Here is an 18,156-nt window from a genome sequence, read left to right on the forward strand (position 1 = left end):
AGACAGGGCGTATATCGTGGTGTCAGAAGACGCGTGGATTGATATTGCCGATGTGGGCGTGCACAAGGGCCACACGGTGGAGATCTTGCAGCAAAGGCTGGGGGTCAGCGCAGAAGAGACCATGGTCTTTGGCGACGGTCTTAACGATATTGAGCTGATGACTCGCGCCGCCTGGAGTTTCGCTATGCGTAATGCCTTTGAGGAAACCAAACAGGCCGCGCGGTTTATTACCGGTTACAACGATGATGATGCGGTGATGACCACCATCGAACAGGTGCTGAAACTACAACAGTAGCCAAAGTAGCGCGAACACCACCACGATCACCACAAATGCCAGCCCCGGACGTGCCGACAGCGTTTTCAGTGAGGTAATGACCGGGACGAATGGTGCATAAATCGGCTGTACATCACGGGCTTCCAGTGTATGAACCTGTGAGATTTTTTCACGCTCAATGCGTTTTAGGAACAGCAGAGTCAACAGTTCCTGAATTTGTACCGGTGTGAGCACCGTCTGCGGCGTCCCATTCCAGTTTTGCTGGGCAAAATCACGTACTAACTGCCACTCTTGCGGCTCCATAGGCTGTTTGAGTGCAGCTTGCAGCGTATTGAGCGTCGGCGATGGATGTGTGCTTAAGGTCAACCGAGCCTGCAACAGCGTCACCAGCGCGTTAAAGTGTTTCGCGGGGAGCGGGTCACCCGACTTCACGCCAGAAAGCTCCATCAGCGACTTCCAGATGAGCTTGTTGGAATCACCCGTGGCGGCAGAGACCTTGGTGACCAACTGGTTCAACGTGTTTTGTTCCGCCGGTAGCAGAGGGCGATCGGTTGCCGGACGCTGCTGCGGCTGTGGGATAGACAGCTGACCCTGCTGCAACAACTGTAAAACGTTTTTCAGCTGCTGCGGTGTCAGTTGGCTCAGCGCGGTCTGCCCAAACTGCTGACGAATGTAATCGCTGACGGCCTGGCGATTATTGCCCTGGCCGAGCAGTTCGGTCAGCTGCGACAACGTTTGACGCACGCTCAGCTTTTGTTCGGCGTTACCGATGCGCTGATTCAGGTTCTGTTCAGCGGCGGGAAAGTGGCGCGCCTGCAGCGGCGTGTCATTCTTCAAGCCCAGATCGTGTTTAACCCCTGCCCATACTTCGGCACTTTGCTGTGAAGTCATCGCGATTAATCGCGTAATAAGCCGTTCCAGCACCGTACGTTGCTGGGTACTCAGCGGCTGTTCTCCTGCCGGGGAGAGGGGAGTGGTGCCGGTCCCCGGAGGGCGCGCGGGCATACCTGAAATGGGTTGCGTCATGATTCATCCTTTCCGTATTACTTAATGCCGGGCGCAAGTATGCCTGGCGGCGAGATTATGGCACACTTCCCCGGTTTACTCTCGTTCTCAGACAGGTACTAATCGTGAAAATCCTTGTTGATGAAAATATGCCCTATGCCCGCGAGCTTTTCAGCCGTTTGGGTGAAGTCAGGGCTGTTCCAGGCCGTCCGATCCCGATGGAAGCGTTAACTGATGCCGATGCGCTGATGGTGCGTTCCGTCACGAAGGTCAATGAAGCGCTGCTTGGCGACAAAGCGATTAAGTTTGTTGGCACCGCGACAGCGGGCACCGACCATGTTGATCAAGCGTGGCTGCAACAGGCCGGTATCGGTTTCTCTGCCGCTCCTGGCTGCAACGCAATTGCGGTGGTTGAATATGTCTTTTCCGCGCTACTGATGTTGGCTGAACGCGACGGCTTCGCCTTGACCGATCGCACCGTCGGTATTGTGGGCGTCGGTAATGTCGGTGGTCGTCTGCAAAAACGCCTGGAAGCGTTAGGGATTAAAACGCTGCTGTGCGATCCGCCGCGTGCCGATAACGGCGATGCCGGTGACTTTAGATCGCTTGACGAGTTGGTGGCTCAAGCCGATGTGCTGACCTTCCATACGCCGCTGTATAAAGAAGGGCCGTACAAATCGCTACATCTGGCGGATGAGGCACTGATTCGTCGTCTGAAACCGGGAACCATTTTAATTAATGCCTGCCGTGGCCCGGTAGTCGATAACGCAGCGCTGCTTACCTGTCTGGAGGAAGGACAGGATCTGAGCGTGGTGCTGGACGTCTGGGAACCCGAACCCGATCTTAATCTCGCTCTGCTGGATAAAGTTGATCTGGGGACATCTCATATCGCCGGTTATACCCTCGAGGGGAAAGCGCGCGGGACTACTCAGGTGTTTGAAGCTTATAGCCAGTTCATTGGCCAGCCGCAGGAAGTTGCACTTTCATCGCTGCTGCCTGCACCGGAATTCGGTCGTATTAGCCTGCATGGGCCGCTCGATCAGCCAACGCTGAAAAGACTGGTGCATTTAGTGTATGATGTGCGCCGCGATGACGCGCCGCTGCGAAAAGTGGCGGGGATCCCGGGCGAATTTGACAAGCTGCGTAAGAATTATCTTGAGCGCCGCGAATGGTCTTCACTTACCGTTGAGTGTGACGACGCAAATGTCGCCGCGCTGCTGCTGCAAATCGGGTTTAACGCCGTACATCGTTAATGTCTTCTTAATGCCCCTGTCGGATACTCCGGCAGGGTCGCCATTTTTTCTGGAGTAAATCACCATGTCTGAAGGCTGGAATATTGCCATCCTGGGCGCAACCGGCGCCGTAGGCGAAGCCCTGATTGAAACCCTTGCTGAACGTCAATTCCCGGTGGGTGATATCTATGCGCTGGCGCGCAACGAAAGTGCCGGTGAGCATCTGCGTTTTAATGGTAAATCGGTAATGGTGCAGGACGCGGCGGAGTTCGACTGGACTCAGGCGCAGCTGGCATTCTTTGTGGCCGGCCAGGAAGCGACCGCCACTTACGTCGAAGAGGCGAGCAACGCGGGTTGTCTGATTATCGACCTCAGCGGCCTGTTTGCGCTGGAGCCGGACGTCCCGCTGGTGGTGCCGGACGTTAACCCGTCCGCGTTGGCGGATTACCGTAACCGCAACCTGGTTGCCGTTGCCGATAGCCAGACCTGCCAGTTGCTGAGCGCGCTGAAACCGCTGATCGATGAAGGCGGCCTGTCACGCATCAACGTCACCAGCCTTATCTCTGCTTCCGCACACGGTAAGAAAGCGGTCGATGCGCTGGCTGGGCAGAGCGCCAAACTGTTGAACGGTATTCCTATTGATGAAGATGACTTCTTTGGCCGCCAGCTGGCGTTCAACATGCTGCCAATGCTGCCGGACCGTGAAGGCAGCGTGCGCGACGAGCGTCGTATTGTCGATCAGGTGCGTAAAGTCCTGCAGGACGATGGCCTGATGATTTCCGCCAGCTGCGTTCAAACGCCGGTCTTCTATGGCCACGCGCAGATGGTTTCCTTTGAAGCGATGCGCCCACTGGCGGCGGAAGAAGCACGTGACGCGCTTTCTCGCGGTGAAGATATCGTCTTGTCGGAAGAAAATGAATTCCCTACTCAGGTTGGCGATGCCACCGGTAGCACTCATCTTTCTGTGGCTTGCGTGCGTAACGATTATGGCATGCCGGAGCAGATTCAGTTCTGGTCCGTGGCCGATAACGTTCGTTTCGGCGGGGCACTGATGGCAGTAAAAACGGCTGAGAAGCTGGTGCAGGAGTATATGTACTAATGTCCGAAATGCAGCAACCGCCGGTCTACCGTATCGCTCTGGGCATTGAATATGACGGCAGCAAATATTACGGCTGGCAGCGGCAAAATGAAGTGCGCAGCGTGCAGGAGAAGCTTGAAAAAGCGCTATCGCAGGTCGCGAATGAGCCAATTAACGTGTTTTGCGCCGGACGTACCGACTCCGGCGTTCACGGGACTGGCCAGGTTGTGCATTTCGAAACCCATGCTGCGCGTAAAGATGCTGCATGGACATTAGGCGTAAATGCGAATTTGCCTGGTGACATCGCAGTTCGTTGGGTGAAAGCTGTACCCGACGATTTCCATGCGCGTTTTAGCGCAACGGCACGCCGCTATCGCTACATTATCTATAACCACCGGCTGCGTCCGGCGGTGTTGGGCCAGGGGGTGACGCATTATCATCAGCCGCTGGACGCCGAACGGATGCACCGTGCGGCGCAAAGTTTGCTGGGTGAGAATGATTTCACCTCATTTCGGGCGGTGCAGTGCCAGTCGCGCACGCCGTGGCGCAATCTGATGCACATCAACGTGACTCGCTACGGTGCGTACATTGTGGTGGACATCAAAGCGAATGCCTTTGTGCATCACATGGTAAGGAATATTGTTGGCAGCCTGATGGAAGTTGGCTCAGGAAACCAGCCGGAGAGCTGGATTGCAGAACTGCTGGCGGCAAAAGACAGGACGCTTGCCGCGGCGACGGCGAAAGCGGAAGGGCTGTACCTGGTGGCGGTAGACTATCCCGCGCACTTTGACCTGCCTTCCGTGCCGATGGGGCCGCTTTTCCTGGCGGACTAATGTAGTCATTTGGGGCTAAAACAATATGGACCTTATCCGTTTTTTAATTGATTTCATCCTGCATATTGATGTGCATTTGGCTGAACTGGTCGCGCAATACGGCGTCTGGGTTTACGCCATTTTGTTTCTGATCCTGTTTTGCGAAACGGGGCTGGTGGTTACGCCATTCCTGCCTGGCGACTCGCTGCTGTTCGTGGCCGGAGCGCTTTCTGCGCTGCCGACCAACGATCTCAACGTGCATCTGATGGTGCTGCTGATGGTGATTGCGGCGATTGCTGGCGATGCGGTGAACTATACGATTGGTCGGCTATTCGGTGAAAAACTGTTCAGCAACCCCAACTCGAAAATTTTCCGCCGCAGCTACCTGGATAAGACTCACGCCTTCTACGATAAACATGGTGGAAAAACCATTATTCTGGCGCGATTTGTGCCTATCGTCAGAACATTTGCGCCTTTTGTGGCGGGAATGGGCCATATGTCCTATCGTCATTTTGCGTTCTATAACGTGACCGGCGCGCTGCTGTGGGTGCTGCTGTTTACCTACGCGGGCTATCTGTTCGGCGATCTGCCGATTGTGCAGGAAAACCTGAAACTGCTGATTGTAGCGATTATCGTTCTCTCGGTATTACCGGGTGTTATCGAAGTGATTCGCCATCGTCGCGCAGCAGCAAAACAGGCAAAATAAACGCAGCACAAGGGACACGATTCAGCCGTGTCCCGTAACGGCATGTTTCGCGGTTCGACCACTTTTTTATGCCAAGTTTCGGGCTGTTATGTTTTAATGTGCAACATTCATGGTCTATGAGGGGCAAAAGTGGCATTATGCGCGCCCCCTTAATGGCAAAACTGGCATCGACCAGGTTCAGGCAGAAAGGTTATCAATGAGCTGGATTGAACGAATTAAAAGCAACATCACACCTACCCGCAAGGCGAGCATCCCGGAAGGGGTATGGACCAAGTGCGATAGCTGTGGTCAGGTTTTGTATCGCGCAGAGCTGGAGCGTAACCTTGAGGTTTGCCCAAAGTGCGATCACCACATGCGTATGTCAGCGCGTAATCGCCTGCATAGCTTGTTAGATGAAGGGTCCCTGGTAGAGCTGGGAAGTGAACTTGAGCCGAAAGACGTGCTGAAGTTCCGTGACTCTAAAAAGTATAAAGACCGACTGGCATCCGCTCAGAAAGAGACGGGTGAGAAAGACGCGCTGGTGGTCATGAAAGGCACCCTGCACACCATGCCGGTGGTTGCCGCTGCCTTTGAGTTCTCCTTTATGGGCGGCTCAATGGGTTCCGTGGTGGGCGCGCGCTTTGTCCGTGCCGTTGAGCAGGCGCTGGAAGATAACTGTCCGCTGATCTGCTTCTCCGCTTCCGGCGGTGCACGTATGCAGGAAGCGTTGATGTCGCTGATGCAGATGGCGAAAACCTCTGCTGCGCTGGCTAAAATGCAGGAGCGTGGTTTACCGTATATCTCCGTGCTGACCGACCCAACCATGGGCGGTGTTTCTGCAAGCTTTGCGATGCTGGGTGACCTGAACATTGCAGAACCGAAAGCGCTGATTGGCTTTGCCGGTCCACGCGTTATCGAGCAGACCGTTCGTGAGAAACTGCCGCCGGGCTTCCAGCGCAGTGAGTTCCTCATCGAGAAGGGCGCAATCGATATGATTGTACGCCGTCCAGAAATGCGTCTGAAGCTGGCCAGCGTTCTGGCTAAGCTGATGAATCTCCCGGCACCGAATCCGGATGCGCCGCGCGACAGCGTGGTGGTACCGCCGGTACCGGATCAGGAACCAGAGGCCTGATAATGCAAAGGGCAGGGCCGGGTGGCGCTGCCCTTTTTGCTTTTATTCACCGTTGAAAGTTGCGGGCACCATGGAAAAACATCTTATTCCTCAGGCCACGTCGCCCCTGGCTACGTGGCTTTCTTATCTGGAAAACCTCCACTCAAAAACTATCGATCTGGGATTAGCGCGGGTTAGCCTGGTCGCGGGTCAACTGGATGTTCTCCAGCCAGCACCGTTCGTGTTTACCGTTGCCGGAACGAACGGCAAAGGCACCACCTGCCGTACGCTGGAAACGATTCTGATGGCTGCAGGTTACACTGTCGGGGTTTACAGCTCTCCCCACCTGGTTCGCTACACCGAACGCGTGCGCGTGCAGGGTGCCGAGCTTACCGAAAGCGACCACACCGCCTCTTTTGCTGCGATTGAACAAGCTCGCGGCGAAACCTCTCTGACCTACTTTGAATATGGCACGCTCTCCGCGCTGTGGTTGTTTAAGCAGGCAAAAGTGGACGTGGCTATTCTTGAAGTGGGGCTGGGCGGTCGTTTGGACGCCACCAATATTGTCGATGCTAACGTTGCCGTGGTGACCAGCATCGCGCTGGATCACACCGACTGGCTGGGGCCGGATCGCGAAAGCATCGGTCGTGAAAAGGCGGGTGTCTTCCGTGGCGGACGTCCTGCCATTGTCGGCGAGCCGGATATGCCGCATACCATTGCCGACGTGGCGCGCGAAAAAGGCGCATTGCTGCGTCAGCGTGATGTTGACTGGCGCTACACGGTTGAAGTCGATAGCTGGACATTCAGTGACGCGCTGGGCGAAATGCGGGATCTGCCGCTGCCGAACGTGCCACAGCCTAATGCCGCGACTGCGCTGGCAGCGTTGCGGGCTAGCGGACTTGCAGTCAGTGAACAGGCTATCCGTGATGGCATTGCTAACGCGATTTTGCCAGGCCGTTTCCAGACCATCCAGACTGAACCGCGCGTTATTTTAGACGTCGCACATAACCCGCATGCGGCGGCCTACCTTGCCGGACGTCTCAAATCGCTGCCGAAAACTGGGCGAGTGCGAGCGGTTATTGGTATGCTGCATGATAAGGATATCGCTGGTACGCTGGCGTGTCTGGCAGAGGTCGTTGACGACTGGTATTGCGCGCCGCTGGAAGGGCCGCGCGGGGCGACGGCGGAACAGCTGCGGGAACATCTGCAGACTGGTGACGTTTTTGCCACCGTGGCACAGGCATGGCGTGCCGCAATGGCCGATGCGACGCCTGATGATACGGTGCTAGTGTGTGGTTCGTTCCACACGGTGGCGCATGTGATGGAAGAGTTGGACGCGGGGATAGCTGGTGGCAAGTAAGTTTCAAAACCGTCTGGTCGGGACGATAGTATTAGTTGCCCTGGGCGTTATCGTGCTGCCTGGGCTTCTTGACGGGCAAAAAAAACATTATCAGGATGAGTTTGCGGCTATTCCGCTGGTGCCAAAGCCTGGCGACCGCGACGAGCCTGATATGTTGCCAACCGCAACGCAGGCGCTGCCAGCGCAGCCGCCGGAAGGTGCTGCGGAAGAAGTCAGAGCCGGTGATGCGGCGGCGCCATCGCTGGACTCCAGCCGTCTTGCCGTTAATGGCAACGGCGATCTTGAACAAATCCCGCCAGCGGCCGATTTGCCAAAACCGAAACCGGTTGAAAAGCCAAAGCCTAAACCGCAGCCGGTCACCGAACAGGTTGCCGTGACGCCGCCGCCAAAAGCCGCGCCGGAAACCCAGCCTGCGCCAGTGGGTAAAGCCTATGTGGTGCAGTTGGGGGCGCTGAAGAACGCCGATAAGGTGAATGAGATTGTTGCTAGCCTGCGTGGTGCAGGTTATCGCGCATACACATCGCCTTCCACGCCGGTTCAGGGTAAAATTACGCGTATTTTGGTTGGCCCGGAAGCCTCAAAAGATAAGCTGAAAGGTTCGCTTGGCGAGCTCAAACAGCTGTCGGGATTAAGCGGTGTGGTGATGGGGTATACCCCTAACTAATGCAGCATTAACTGACATCCAAACCCTTCCCGTAGCGGGATGAGGGGCATGCTTTTTGCCCGTGGGTGCAGGCCCGAAACCGTGGCGTTGAATATTTTTTCAGCGCCATTTTTTATTTACGCCAGGGAAGGAAATCCCTACGCAAACGTTTTCTTTTTCTGTTAGAATGCGCCCGAACTGGATGACAGGGCGTAAAATCGTGGGACATTTATGGTCTGGATTGATTATGCCATTATCGCGGTGCTGGGCTTTTCTTGCTTAGTGAGCCTTATCCGCGGCTTTGTTCGTGAAGCTTTATCGTTGGTAACCTGGGGCTGTGCCTTCTACGTTGCCAGCCATTACTACACGGAACTGTCTGTCTGGTTTACGGGCTTTGAAGATGAACGGGTTCGAAACGGGATTGCGATTGCGGCGCTGTTTATCGTAACGCTCATCGTTGGTGCTATCGTCAACTACGTGATAGGCCAACTGGTGGAAAAAACCGGTTTGTCGGGTACGGATAGGGTATTGGGGATCTGCTTTGGCGCTTTACGTGGGGTGCTGATTATCGCCGCTATCTTGTTCTTCCTCGACACCTTTACCGGCATGGCGAAGAGCGATGATTGGCTGCATTCGCAGTTTATTCCCTATTTTTCACCGGTTATCAGATGGTTTTTTGAATACCTCCAAAGCTCGTCAAGTTTCTTGCCCAAAGTATAAGCTTTGGGTCGTTGCTTAACGAGGAAAAGACGTATGTGCGGTATTGTCGGTATCGCCGGTGTCATGCCGGTTAACCAGTCGATTTATGATGCGCTAACGGTGCTGCAGCACCGTGGACAGGATGCCGCTGGCATCATCACCATTGATGCCAACAACTGCTTCCGGTTGCGTAAGGCAAACGGCATGGTCAGTGATGTCTTTGAAGCCCGCCACATGCAGCGTATGCAGGGCAATATGGGTATTGGCCATGTGCGCTACCCAACGGCGGGCAGCTCCAGCGCCTCTGAAGCTCAGCCTTTCTACGTTAACTCCCCGTACGGTATTACGCTTGCGCACAACGGCAACCTGACCAATGCGCACGAGTTACGTCAAAAGCTGTTCGAAGAGAAACGCCGTCACATCAACACCACTTCTGATTCTGAAATCCTGCTCAATATTTTCGCCAGCGAGCTGGATAACTTCCGTCATTACCCACTGGAAGCCGACAATATCTTTGCTGCTATCGCCGCAACGAATCGCCAGATTCGTGGGGCTTATGCCTGCGTCGCAATGATTATCGGCCACGGTATGGTCGCCTTCCGCGACCCTAACGGCATTCGTCCGCTGGTGCTGGGCAAACGCGATGTTGGCGATGGCCGTACCGAATACATGGTGGCTTCCGAAAGCGTGGCGCTGGATACGCTGGGCTTTGAATTCCTGCGTGATGTCGCGCCGGGCGAAGCGGTCTATATCACGGAGAAAGGGCAGCTGTTTACCCGTCAGTGTGCTGATAATCCGGTAAGCAACCCATGCCTGTTTGAGTACGTCTACTTTGCTCGCCCAGACTCCTTCATCGACAAAATTTCCGTCTACAGCGCTCGCGTTAATATGGGCACCAAGCTTGGCGAGAAAATTGCGCGCGAGTGGGAAGATTTGGATATTGATGTGGTCATTCCGATTCCGGAAACCTCCTGCGATATCGCGCTGGAAATTGCCCGTATTCTGGATAAACCGTACCGTCAGGGTTTTGTGAAAAACCGCTACGTTGGCCGTACCTTTATCATGCCGGGACAGCAGCTGCGCCGTAAATCCGTACGCCGTAAGCTGAACGCCAACCGGGCCGAATTCCGCGGTAAGAACGTGCTGCTGGTGGATGACTCCATCGTGCGCGGCACCACTTCTGAGCAGATTATCGAAATGGCTCGTGAAGCGGGTGCGAAGAAGGTCTACCTGGCTTCTGCAGCACCGGAAATTCGCTTCCCGAACGTCTACGGTATCGATATGCCAACCGCCACCGAGCTGATTGCTCACGGGCGTGAAGTGGATGAGATTCGCCAGATCATTGGTGCCGACGGTCTTATCTTCCAGGATCTTGACGATCTGATTGATGCGGTACGCGCTGAGAATCCGGATATTCAACAATTTGAATGCTCGGTATTTAACGGTGTGTACGTCACCAAAGACGTTGACCAGACCTATCTTGATTTCCTCGACTCACTGCGCAACGACGATGCCAAAGCGATGCTGCTGCAAAACGAAGTTGAGAATTTAGAGATGCATAACGAAGGTTAAGTGAGTAAAAGCCGGGTGCGAATCACCTCGCATCCGGTTTTCTTGTCCCGGTGACCCCACCTCTATTTTCATTTTCCTAAGGCCTGTTTCCAGGTATTCATAAACCACGATCGGACCTGTTTCTTCCACCCAGACTGGCTATGATCAACGCTATACGGACGTTTTATCGCTGTAGGGCTTAGACGTATACACCTTTACCCAAACTGACAGCGATAATTAACCCCTGCGGTTGCGTCTGACGCCGTAATCCGGCAAAGTTTGCTTCATTATGGAAATAGGGCGGTTTGTGTGAAACGACTCATCATTGGAATCTCTGGCGCGAGCGGCGCCATTTACGGCGTACGCTTACTGCAAGTACTCCGCAGCCTGCCAGATGTGGAAACACATTTGGTGATGAGCCAGGCCGCCCGGCAGACGCTGGCGCTGGAAACCGACTTTTCGCTGCGTGAAGTACAGGCGTTGGCCGATGTCGTGCATGATGCTCGTGATATCGGTGCCAGTATTTCATCAGGTTCGTATAAGACCGCCGGGATGGTGATCCTGCCTTGCTCAATCAAAACGCTGTCCGGTATCGTGAATAGCTATACCGACGGCCTGTTGACGCGCGCCGCCGATGTGGTGCTGAAAGAGCGTCGTCCGCTGGTACTGTGTGTACGAGAAACCCCGCTGCACCTTGGGCATCTGCGTCTGATGACCCAGGCTGCCGAAATCGGCGCGATTATTATGCCGCCGGTGCCTGCGTTTTATCATCGTCCGCAAACCCTGGATGATGTGATAAACCAGACCGTAAATCGTGTGCTCGATCTTTTCGATATCGAGTTGCCCCAGGATCTCTTTACCCGGTGGACCGGTGTCTGATCGCGCCCAAACCAAGTGCACCCTGTATACATTGCCCTGTTTCAGGGCAATTCTGTAACGCCGATCAAATCCTCGATATTTAATCATCCTGATTGTCTATTTGTGCTCGATTTATGCGCTGTGGCTGATATCTTCCTTCATGATCACCTTTTGTTATCTTTTTATTAACATTTTTAACGTCATGGTTTTCCAGGCGTAAAAGATGGCACAGAAGATGCAAATAAGGTTTTGCAGACACACACAACATAACTATGAGCAGTTAACAACATCACGATTTAATTAGGGGAACGTATGAAGAAGACGGTTCTGGCTCTCTCTTTGCTGCTGGGTCTCAGCAGCGCCTCCAGCGTATTTGCCGCATTGCCGCAGAGCATCCGTATCGGTACTGATGCCACCTATGCACCGTTCTCCTCGAAAGATGCCAAAGGCGACTTTGTCGGTTTTGATATCGATCTGGGTAATGAAATGTGCAAGCGTGCCAGCATCAAGTGTACCTGGGTAGGCAGCGACTTTGACGCGCTGATCCCGTCGCTGAAAGCGAAGAAAATCGATGCCATCATCTCTTCGCTGTCGATTACCGAAAAACGCCAGCAGGAAATCGCTTTCTCCAACAAGCTGTATGCGGCTGACTCACGTCTGATCGCGGCCAAAGGTTCGAAAATTACGCCTGCTCTTGATGCGCTAAAAGGCAAACACATCGGCGTGCTGCAGGGTTCTACTCAGGAAGCCTATGCCAATGAAAACTGGCGTAGCAAAGGTATCGATGTTGTAGCGTATCAAAACCAGGATCTGATCTACTCCGATATGGCAGCCGGTCGCCTCGACGCGGCGTTCCAGGATGAAGTAGCGGCCAGCGAAGGCTTCCTTAAGCAGCCTGCGGGTAAAGATTTTGAGTTCGCGGGCCCGTCAGTTAAAGACAAAAAATACTTTGGCGATGGCACCGGCGTGGGTCTGCGTAAAGACGATGTTGAGCTGAAAGCGGCGTTTGATAAAGCGCTGGCGGAACTGCGTGCTGACGGCACCTACGACAAGATGGCGAAGAAGTATTTCAACTTCAACGTCTACGGCGACTAACTGCGGCATAGGTATCATCGTGGTGCATTGATTTAGCGATGCACCATGGTGGTGCGTTTTTTGCTCGAAAATCGCGCATGGTTGCATAGTTAAGCATTTTTAGTGAGAAAAAAGCCATCAGTCAGGGCAGAATGCTTTGCCTTGATAGGCCGAAAGATGGCACGATAACTGCTCAGATTATTTCTAAAAAACCCACAAGAATTACTGTCTGTTGAGGATAATATGAAAAAACTGGCGTTATCTTTTTCTCTGGTCTTAGCGCTTGCGTCTGCTTCAAGCGCATTTGCAGCAACCCCGCAAAAAGTGCGTATTGGTACTGACCCAACGTATGCACCATTCGAGTCAAAAAATGCCAAGGGTGAGTTAGTGGGTTTTGACATTGATCTGGCAAAAGAGCTGTGTAAGCGCATCCAGGCACAATGTACCTTCGTGGAGAACCCGCTTGACGCACTGATCCCCTCGCTGAAAGCGAAGAAAATCGATGCCATCATGTCATCACTGTCGATCACTGAAAAACGTCAGCAGGAAATTGCCTTTACCGACAAACTGTATGCTGCCGACTCCCGTCTGGTGGTAAAAAAAGGCTCCCCAGTGACCCCGGATCTCGCCACGCTGAAAGGTAAGCGCGTTGGCGTGCTGCAGGGCACCACTCAGGAAACTTACGGTAACGAACATTGGGCGCCGAAAGGTATTGAAATCGTCTCCTACCAGGGACAGGACAATATCTACTCTGACCTGACTGCCGGTCGTATTGATGCGGCATTCCAGGACGAAGTGGCGGCAAGTGAAGGCTTCCTGAAACAACCTATCGGTAAAGACTACCAGTTCGGCGGCCCGTCTATTAAAGATGAGAAGCTGTTCGGCGTAGGTACCGGTATGGGTCTGCGTAAAGACGACACTGAACTGCTGAACGCGCTGAACAAGGCATTTGCTGAGATGCGTGCCGACGGCACCTACGACAAGCTGGCGAAAAAGTATTTCGATTTTAACGTTTACGGCGAGTAATCATCACGAGTAACCCATCGCCTCGCGTTTGCCGGGCGATGGGCGTCAAGACAGGACTGGCAGCATGCTGTACGGGTTTTCACAGGTTATTTTTCAGGGCGCCGTTGTTACCCTTGAGCTGGCTCTCAGCTCAGTGGTTTTGGCCGTGCTTATAGGTCTGGTCGGCGCGGGAGCCAAGCTCTCCCGAAATCGCGTACTGGCGTTAATTTTTGAGGGTTACACCACGTTGATTCGCGGGGTGCCCGACTTAGTCCTGATGCTGCTGATTTTTTATGGGCTGCAGATGGCACTCAACCTGGTCACTGATGCACTTGGGTTGTCACAGTTTGATATTGACCCCATGATTGCCGGGATCATCACCCTTGGGTTTATCTATGGGGCCTACTTTACTGAAACGTTCCGTGGTGCCTTTATGGCTGTGCCAAAAGGGCATATTGAAGCCGCGACGGCCTTTGGTTTTACCAGCTCACAAACCTTCCGCCGTATTTTGTTCCCGGCCATGATGCGCTATGCGCTTCCGGGGATTGGCAACAACTGGCAGGTGATTTTAAAGGCCACCGCGCTGGTGTCGCTGCTCGGGTTGGAGGATGTGGTTAAAGCCACTCAACTTGCGGGTAAAAGCACCTGGGAGCCGTTCTATTTCGCCATCGTCTGCGGATTAATTTATCTGCTGTTTACTACCGTTTCTAATGGCGTGTTGCTGCTGCTCGAACGCCGCTATTCTGTGGGTGTGAAGAGGGCTGACCTGTGATTGAAATTATTCAGGAATACTGGAAAGCGCTGCTGTGGAGCGACGGCTATCGTTTTACCGGCGTGGCCATTACGCTATGGCTGCTGGTACTGTCGGTGGTCATGGGTGGTTTCATGGCCCTGTTCCTCGCCATAGCGCGCGTCTCTAGCAACAAATACATTAAATTCCCGGTGTGGCTGTTTACCTATATTTTCCGCGGTACGCCGCTGTATGTGCAGCTGTTGGTGTTTTATTCCGGGATGTATACGCTGGAAATCGTGAAAGGCACCGAGATGCTCAACGCCTTTTTCCGCAGCGGTTTAAATTGTACGGTACTGGCGTTAACGCTGAATACCTGTGCCTACACCACCGAGATTTTTGCCGGCGCGATTCGCTCCGTACCGGCAGGTGAGATAGAGGCGGCGCGCGCCTACGGTTTCTCGTCATTCAAACTTTACCGCTGCATTATTTTGCCCTCGGCGCTGCGTATTGCTTTGCCGGCTTACAGCAACGAAGTGATTTTGATGCTGCACTCAACGGCGCTGGCATTTACCGCCACCGTGCCTGATTTACTGAAAATTGCGCGCGATATTAACTCCGCCACCTACCAGCCTTTTACTGCCTTTGGCATAGCGGCTGTGCTGTATTTAATAATTTCTTACGTGCTGATTAGCCTGTTCCGCAAAGCGGAAAAACGCTGGTTGCAGCATATGAAACCGTCTTCTACGCACTGAGAATATGATGTCTGAAAAAAAACTTAACGTAATCGACCTGCACAAACGTTACGGCGAGCAGGAAGTGCTGAAGGGCGTGTCGCTTAAGGCTGAAGCCGGTGATGTTATCAGCATTATTGGCTCGTCCGGCTCGGGTAAAAGTACCTTCCTGCGCTGTATCAACTTTCTCGAAAAACCAAGTGAAGGCTCTATTGTCGTCAATGGGCAGAACATTGGGCTGGTGCGTGATACCGACGGTCAATTAAAGGTCGCCGATAAAAACCAACTGCGTTTGCTGCGCACTCGTCTGACCATGGTTTTCCAGCACTTTAACCTCTGGAGCCATATGACGGTGCTGGAGAACGTGATGGAAGCACCTATTCAGGTTCTGGGATTAAGCAAAGCCGATGCGCGCGAACGGGCGATAAAATACCTGGCGAAAGTGGGTATTGATGAACGTCAGCAGAATAAATATCCGGTACATCTCTCCGGTGGCCAACAGCAGCGCGTTTCTATTGCCCGTGCGCTGGCGATGGAGCCGGAGGTACTGTTATTCGATGAGCCGACTTCCGCACTCGATCCTGAGTTGGTGGGTGAAGTGCTGCGCATCATGCAGCAGCTGGCAGAAGAAGGGAAAACCATGGTGGTGGTGACGCATGAAATGGGCTTTGCTCGTCATGTTTCCACGCACGTTATTTTCCTTCATCAGGGGATTATTGAGGAAGAAGGCGCACCGGATGAAGTCTTTGGTAATCCTAAAAGTGCGCGCCTGCAGCAGTTCTTAAGTGGAGCGCTGAAATAACTTCAGACGCCCTCACTTCGCGGTGGGGGCGTTTTCCAGCCGATACACCCAGTCGTCATAGTATTCGCCGTTAAGCTGATACGCTTTTTCCAGCACTTGCGTACGAATAAAACCCCGCTTTTCCAGCAGTCGCGCCGAGCCGTGATTATCCCCCAGAACCCACGCGTTGATGGCCCACAGTGAAAGCGTATTAAAGCCATAGTCGCAAAGCGCATTGAGCGCTTCGCTGGCGTATCCATGTCCCTGAGCCTGCGGCAATAGCGCATAGCCGATGTCGGCTTCATGGGGATTTTTGTGGCTGACTCGCAGACCGATATCACCAAGCGCGGTGCCATTATTATCGCGAATAACGAATATTCCCGGCTCCCTACAGCGCTGCTCAAACACGTCGCGAATTGCCGCTTCATCCAGGACTTCGCCCATAAAGCGCATCACGTCAGGATTTTGTCGAAGTGCCAGGAAAAAAGGCCAGTCGTGTTGATGAAAGGGAGAAAGCTGTAAACGTGCCGTGATAATCAGTGCCATCAGAGTGCCAGTATACGAAACCAAAGAGAGTACCTTAGCACCCGAATTATCTAAATTACAGGACGTTAACGACGAAGAGGGGACGAGTGACTTAACCCGTGAAAATAATCCAGCACCGTTTGGCTCTCCCTGGATGCGCGCAACTGCAGCGCCAGATTTAGGCTATCCAGCGTCCGGGCATGGGTCGCCATGGGTGATTGCGGATCCAGACGGCCTTCGCTGACCAGCCACTCTACAACCGTTTGCCAGCGCCACAGCGGTGAGCTGCCTTTAAGGCGTTGTACCGGCCCGGGAAATTGCCCGGCGCCGCGAGCGCCCTCTTTGAGTAAAGAGATAGCCTGTCGGGAGACGCCAGTAAGCTCGGCGATATCGCTCAACCCCACCAGCACAGAATCAACGGATTCAACGCGAGCATTAAGTGCAGGAGCAGATTCAACATCCTGAATAGCTGACAAAATCGCGTGCTCTAGCGTGTCGCTTTCACGGTCAAAATCGAGGTACACCGCGGTACCATAAAAACAGATAAGCGCATCATCGCAGTGCGCTTTAAACAGAGCGTCTTCTAGCTGAGGCGTGCGGCGAGTGACGCCGGAGATCGTCAGCGTGAAATTGAATAACGGCATCGTTCCATCTCCCAATCTATGAGTGCTTTGGCTGGCAGCGGTCAACCACTCGCATATTTTGTCGCGCGTGATGAAGGGGAACCGCTGGCGTCGACCAGATGCTCATCATGTGATCGCGGTGTTCTGCCAGCCCGCACCTCAAGCGACCGAAACAGTGGGCGCTATGGCCGCTAGGGCTAAATAACCATCCGCGTTCGAGCGCGTATTCGATAGCTGCCCGGATATGTTTATTTGGATGTTCCTTCATCATCGGTCCTGCGTAGTATCAATAGGGTGTTGACGAATGTCAACATCCTTTGGGTGGGTTATTGTGCAGGCCAGTGATGGCAGGAAGGGAAAGAGGTGTTGGAACCGACATCACGTTCGTATTAATGGCAATTTGGTTTGAAAGTTGAAATGCGGGACGTATTCCAGAGAAAAGGCGGCGATAGACTGCGGCTATCGCCATGTGTTTAGTGTTGTTTGCCCAGAATGTGACCGAGTGCCTCATCCAGATCGTACCAACGGAAGGTAAACCCAGCGGCTTCGAGGCGTTTAGGGAGTGCGCGCTGGCCTCCGAGTACCAGGACGGAAGATTCCCCCATTAATAGGCGTATCACGGGGGCGGGTACGCGCAAAACAGCGGGGCGATCTAACGCATGTCCCAGCGCATGGGCGAACTGTTCGTTATGAACCGGGTAGGGGGAAACCATATTAAACGGCCCGCGCAGATCGTTATCCAGCAGCCATAGAATGCCATTAACCATGTCATCGATGTGAATCCACGCCAGGTACTGCCGGCCATTGCCGATAGGGCCGCCGAGTCCAAGTTTAAAGGGTGGCAGCATTTTTCCGAGGATACCGCCCTTCGCGGCGAGAACGACGCCGGTACGTAGCAGACAGACGCGGGTGCGGTCGCTTTGTGCACTGCTGGCAATTTGCTCCCAGCGCGCGCAAAGTTTGTGGGTAAACTCGTTATGCGGTGGTTCTTCCTCTGTGACCACCACTTCGCCGAGATCGCCATAATAACCGGTGGCTGAGCCGGAAATGAGTACCGATGGCGGCGTTGAGCTGGCCTGAATCAATTCACTGATCCGCTGGGTTATCGCCCAGCGGCTGTCGCAAAGCTTCTGTTTTTGCGCCTCTGTCCAGCGTTTGTCGGCAATGGGTTCACCGGCAAGATTGATGACGGCATTTATGCCGTCGAGCGAGGAAATATTCTGCAGCCCGGGCCAGAGTTCAACGCGGGCATCAAGAACCTGACGCGCTTTTTCTGGAGAACGCGTTACTACGCAGACCGTATGGCCAATCGTTAATAAGCGCGGAATAAGGTGGCGGCCAATGAGGCCGGTGCCACCGGTAATCAGAATTTTCAT

The 18,156-nt window shown here is 53.8% G+C and carries 21 protein-coding genes; 16 read left to right on the plus strand and 5 right to left on the minus strand.

Annotated features, from left to right (window positions below; all coding sequences use genetic code 11):
• Positions 1-295: HAD family hydrolase (locus KP80_RS20125; protein WP_156315704.1), on the plus strand; the 295-nt coding region annotated here is incomplete at its 5' end.
• Here the strand turns inward: KP80_RS20125 and flk are convergent.
• Complete coding sequence (flk, locus tag KP80_RS20130; protein WP_052285419.1) at positions 284-1,300, minus strand: flagella biosynthesis regulator Flk; 1,017 nt, start codon at positions 1,298-1,300, stop codon at positions 284-286. The genes KP80_RS20125 and flk overlap by 12 nt on opposite strands.
• A 104-nt stretch (positions 1,301-1,404) precedes the next feature.
• Here flk and pdxB point away from each other — a divergent pair, with 104 nt between their 5' ends.
• The 15 genes from pdxB to hisP all read left to right on the plus strand — a co-directional run bounded on the left by pdxB (position 1,405) and on the right by hisP (position 15,653).
• The gene (pdxB, locus tag KP80_RS20135; protein ID WP_052285420.1) at positions 1,405-2,532 is read left to right on the plus strand and encodes a 4-phosphoerythronate dehydrogenase PdxB; all 1,128 of its coding nucleotides are present in this window, start codon (positions 1,405-1,407) and stop codon (positions 2,530-2,532) included.
• A gap of 64 nt (positions 2,533-2,596) precedes the next feature.
• Positions 2,597-3,610 (plus strand): aspartate-semialdehyde dehydrogenase, encoded by a 1,014-nt coding sequence (locus KP80_RS20140; RefSeq protein ID WP_052285421.1) that lies wholly within the window; start codon positions 2,597-2,599, stop codon positions 3,608-3,610.
• A complete protein-coding gene (gene truA, locus KP80_RS20145; protein ID WP_052285422.1) occupies positions 3,610-4,422 on the plus strand; it encodes a tRNA pseudouridine(38-40) synthase TruA in 813 nt (270 codons plus the stop codon). Before KP80_RS20140 ends, truA begins: the two co-directional genes overlap by 1 nt.
• A gap of 25 nt (positions 4,423-4,447) precedes the next feature.
• Positions 4,448-5,107 carry a DedA family protein gene (locus KP80_RS20150; RefSeq protein WP_052285423.1) on the plus strand — a complete coding sequence of 220 codons (660 nt, stop codon included), beginning with the start codon at positions 4,448-4,450 and terminating at the stop codon, positions 5,105-5,107.
• A gap of 196 nt (positions 5,108-5,303) precedes the next feature.
• On the plus strand, positions 5,304-6,218 hold the full coding sequence (gene accD / locus KP80_RS20155) for an acetyl-CoA carboxylase, carboxyltransferase subunit beta (protein ID WP_052285424.1): 915 nt from the start codon (positions 5,304-5,306) through the stop codon (positions 6,216-6,218).
• Between the two features lie 70 nt (positions 6,219-6,288).
• Positions 6,289-7,557, plus strand: coding sequence for a bifunctional tetrahydrofolate synthase/dihydrofolate synthase (folC, locus tag KP80_RS20160; protein ID WP_052285448.1), 1,269 nt, complete (start codon positions 6,289-6,291; stop codon positions 7,555-7,557).
• Positions 7,547-8,221 carry a cell division protein DedD gene (gene dedD, locus KP80_RS20165; protein ID WP_052285425.1) on the plus strand — a complete coding sequence of 225 codons (675 nt, stop codon included), beginning with the start codon at positions 7,547-7,549 and terminating at the stop codon, positions 8,219-8,221. Before folC ends, dedD begins: the two co-directional genes overlap by 11 nt.
• Positions 8,222-8,431: 210 nt before the next feature.
• On the plus strand, positions 8,432-8,920 hold the full coding sequence (cvpA, locus tag KP80_RS20170; protein WP_052285426.1) for a colicin V production protein: 489 nt from the start codon (positions 8,432-8,434) through the stop codon (positions 8,918-8,920).
• Between the two features lie 33 nt (positions 8,921-8,953).
• A complete protein-coding gene (purF, locus tag KP80_RS20175) occupies positions 8,954-10,471 on the plus strand; it encodes an amidophosphoribosyltransferase (protein WP_052285427.1) in 1,518 nt (505 codons plus the stop codon).
• A gap of 288 nt (positions 10,472-10,759) precedes the next feature.
• Positions 10,760-11,329: a UbiX family flavin prenyltransferase gene (locus tag KP80_RS20180; protein WP_052285428.1), complete on the plus strand. Its 570-nt coding sequence runs from the start codon at positions 10,760-10,762 to the stop codon at positions 11,327-11,329.
• A 291-nt stretch (positions 11,330-11,620) separates the two neighbouring features.
• On the plus strand, positions 11,621-12,403 hold the full coding sequence (gene argT, locus KP80_RS20185) for a lysine/arginine/ornithine ABC transporter substrate-binding protein ArgT (protein WP_052285429.1): 783 nt from the start codon (positions 11,621-11,623) through the stop codon (positions 12,401-12,403).
• Positions 12,404-12,625: 222 nt separating this feature from the next.
• Positions 12,626-13,408 (plus strand): histidine ABC transporter substrate-binding protein HisJ, encoded by a 783-nt coding sequence (gene hisJ / locus KP80_RS20190; RefSeq protein ID WP_052285430.1) that lies wholly within the window; start codon positions 12,626-12,628, stop codon positions 13,406-13,408.
• Positions 13,409-13,472: 64 nt separating this feature from the next.
• Positions 13,473-14,159: a histidine ABC transporter permease HisQ gene (locus tag KP80_RS20195; RefSeq protein ID WP_052285431.1), complete on the plus strand. Its 687-nt coding sequence runs from the start codon at positions 13,473-13,475 to the stop codon at positions 14,157-14,159.
• On the plus strand, positions 14,156-14,872 hold the full coding sequence (locus tag KP80_RS20200) for an ABC transporter permease (RefSeq protein WP_052285432.1): 717 nt from the start codon (positions 14,156-14,158) through the stop codon (positions 14,870-14,872). The genes KP80_RS20195 and KP80_RS20200 overlap by 4 nt, the downstream gene beginning before the upstream one ends.
• Before the next feature lie 7 nt (positions 14,873-14,879).
• Positions 14,880-15,653, plus strand: coding sequence for a histidine ABC transporter ATP-binding protein HisP (gene hisP, locus KP80_RS20205; protein ID WP_052285433.1), 774 nt, complete (start codon positions 14,880-14,882; stop codon positions 15,651-15,653).
• A 12-nt stretch (positions 15,654-15,665) separates the two neighbouring features.
• Here hisP and KP80_RS20210 read toward each other — a convergent pair whose 3' ends face one another.
• The 4 genes from KP80_RS20210 to KP80_RS20220 form a co-directional block, all read right to left on the minus strand.
• Positions 15,666-16,178 carry a GNAT family N-acetyltransferase gene (locus KP80_RS20210; RefSeq protein ID WP_052285434.1) on the minus strand — a complete coding sequence of 171 codons (513 nt, stop codon included), beginning with the start codon at positions 16,176-16,178 and terminating at the stop codon, positions 15,666-15,668.
• 65 nt (positions 16,179-16,243) lie between these two features.
• Positions 16,244-16,801 (minus strand): helix-turn-helix transcriptional regulator, encoded by a 558-nt coding sequence (locus KP80_RS20215; RefSeq protein WP_052285435.1) that lies wholly within the window; start codon positions 16,799-16,801, stop codon positions 16,244-16,246.
• Positions 16,802-16,817: 16 nt separating this feature from the next.
• Positions 16,818-17,048, minus strand: coding sequence for a hypothetical protein (locus KP80_RS23355; RefSeq protein ID WP_072129176.1), 231 nt, complete (start codon positions 17,046-17,048; stop codon positions 16,818-16,820).
• A 205-nt stretch (positions 17,049-17,253) separates the two neighbouring features.
• Entirely contained in the window at positions 17,254-18,156 is a 903-nt protein-coding gene (locus tag KP80_RS20220; RefSeq protein ID WP_052285436.1) for a TIGR01777 family oxidoreductase, read from the minus strand.

This window comes from Kluyvera genomosp. 1, assembly GCF_001266615.1.
Taxonomy (GTDB): Bacteria; Pseudomonadota; Gammaproteobacteria; order Enterobacterales; family Enterobacteriaceae; genus Kluyvera; species Kluyvera cryocrescens_A.

Bases quoted from the DNA above. Each gene is read 5' to 3' on its own strand.
- flk (WP_052285419.1), bottom strand. From the start codon at position 1,300: ATGACGCAACCCATTTCAGGTATGCCCGCGCGCCCTCCGGGGACCGGC.
- KP80_RS20140 (WP_052285421.1), top strand. From the start codon at position 2,597: ATGTCTGAAGGCTGGAATATTGCCATCCTGGGCGCAACCGGCGCCGTA.
- truA (WP_052285422.1), top strand. From the start codon at position 3,610: ATGTCCGAAATGCAGCAACCGCCGGTCTACCGTATCGCTCTGGGCATT.
- KP80_RS20150 (WP_052285423.1), top strand. From the start codon at position 4,448: ATGGACCTTATCCGTTTTTTAATTGATTTCATCCTGCATATTGATGTG.
- accD (WP_052285424.1), top strand. From the start codon at position 5,304: ATGAGCTGGATTGAACGAATTAAAAGCAACATCACACCTACCCGCAAG.
- folC (WP_052285448.1), top strand. From the start codon at position 6,289: ATGGAAAAACATCTTATTCCTCAGGCCACGTCGCCCCTGGCTACGTGG.
- cvpA (WP_052285426.1), top strand. From the start codon at position 8,432: ATGGTCTGGATTGATTATGCCATTATCGCGGTGCTGGGCTTTTCTTGC.
- purF (WP_052285427.1), top strand. From the start codon at position 8,954: ATGTGCGGTATTGTCGGTATCGCCGGTGTCATGCCGGTTAACCAGTCG.
- argT (WP_052285429.1), top strand. From the start codon at position 11,621: ATGAAGAAGACGGTTCTGGCTCTCTCTTTGCTGCTGGGTCTCAGCAGC.
- hisJ (WP_052285430.1), top strand. From the start codon at position 12,626: ATGAAAAAACTGGCGTTATCTTTTTCTCTGGTCTTAGCGCTTGCGTCT.
- KP80_RS20195 (WP_052285431.1), top strand. From the start codon at position 13,473: ATGCTGTACGGGTTTTCACAGGTTATTTTTCAGGGCGCCGTTGTTACC.
- hisP (WP_052285433.1), top strand. From the start codon at position 14,880: ATGTCTGAAAAAAAACTTAACGTAATCGACCTGCACAAACGTTACGGC.
- KP80_RS20210 (WP_052285434.1), bottom strand. From the start codon at position 16,178: ATGGCACTGATTATCACGGCACGTTTACAGCTTTCTCCCTTTCATCAA.
- KP80_RS20215 (WP_052285435.1), bottom strand. From the start codon at position 16,801: ATGCCGTTATTCAATTTCACGCTGACGATCTCCGGCGTCACTCGCCGC.
- KP80_RS23355 (WP_072129176.1), bottom strand. From the start codon at position 17,048: ATGAAGGAACATCCAAATAAACATATCCGGGCAGCTATCGAATACGCG.
- KP80_RS20220 (WP_052285436.1), bottom strand. From the start codon at position 18,156: ATGAAAATTCTGATTACCGGTGGCACCGGCCTCATTGGCCGCCACCTT.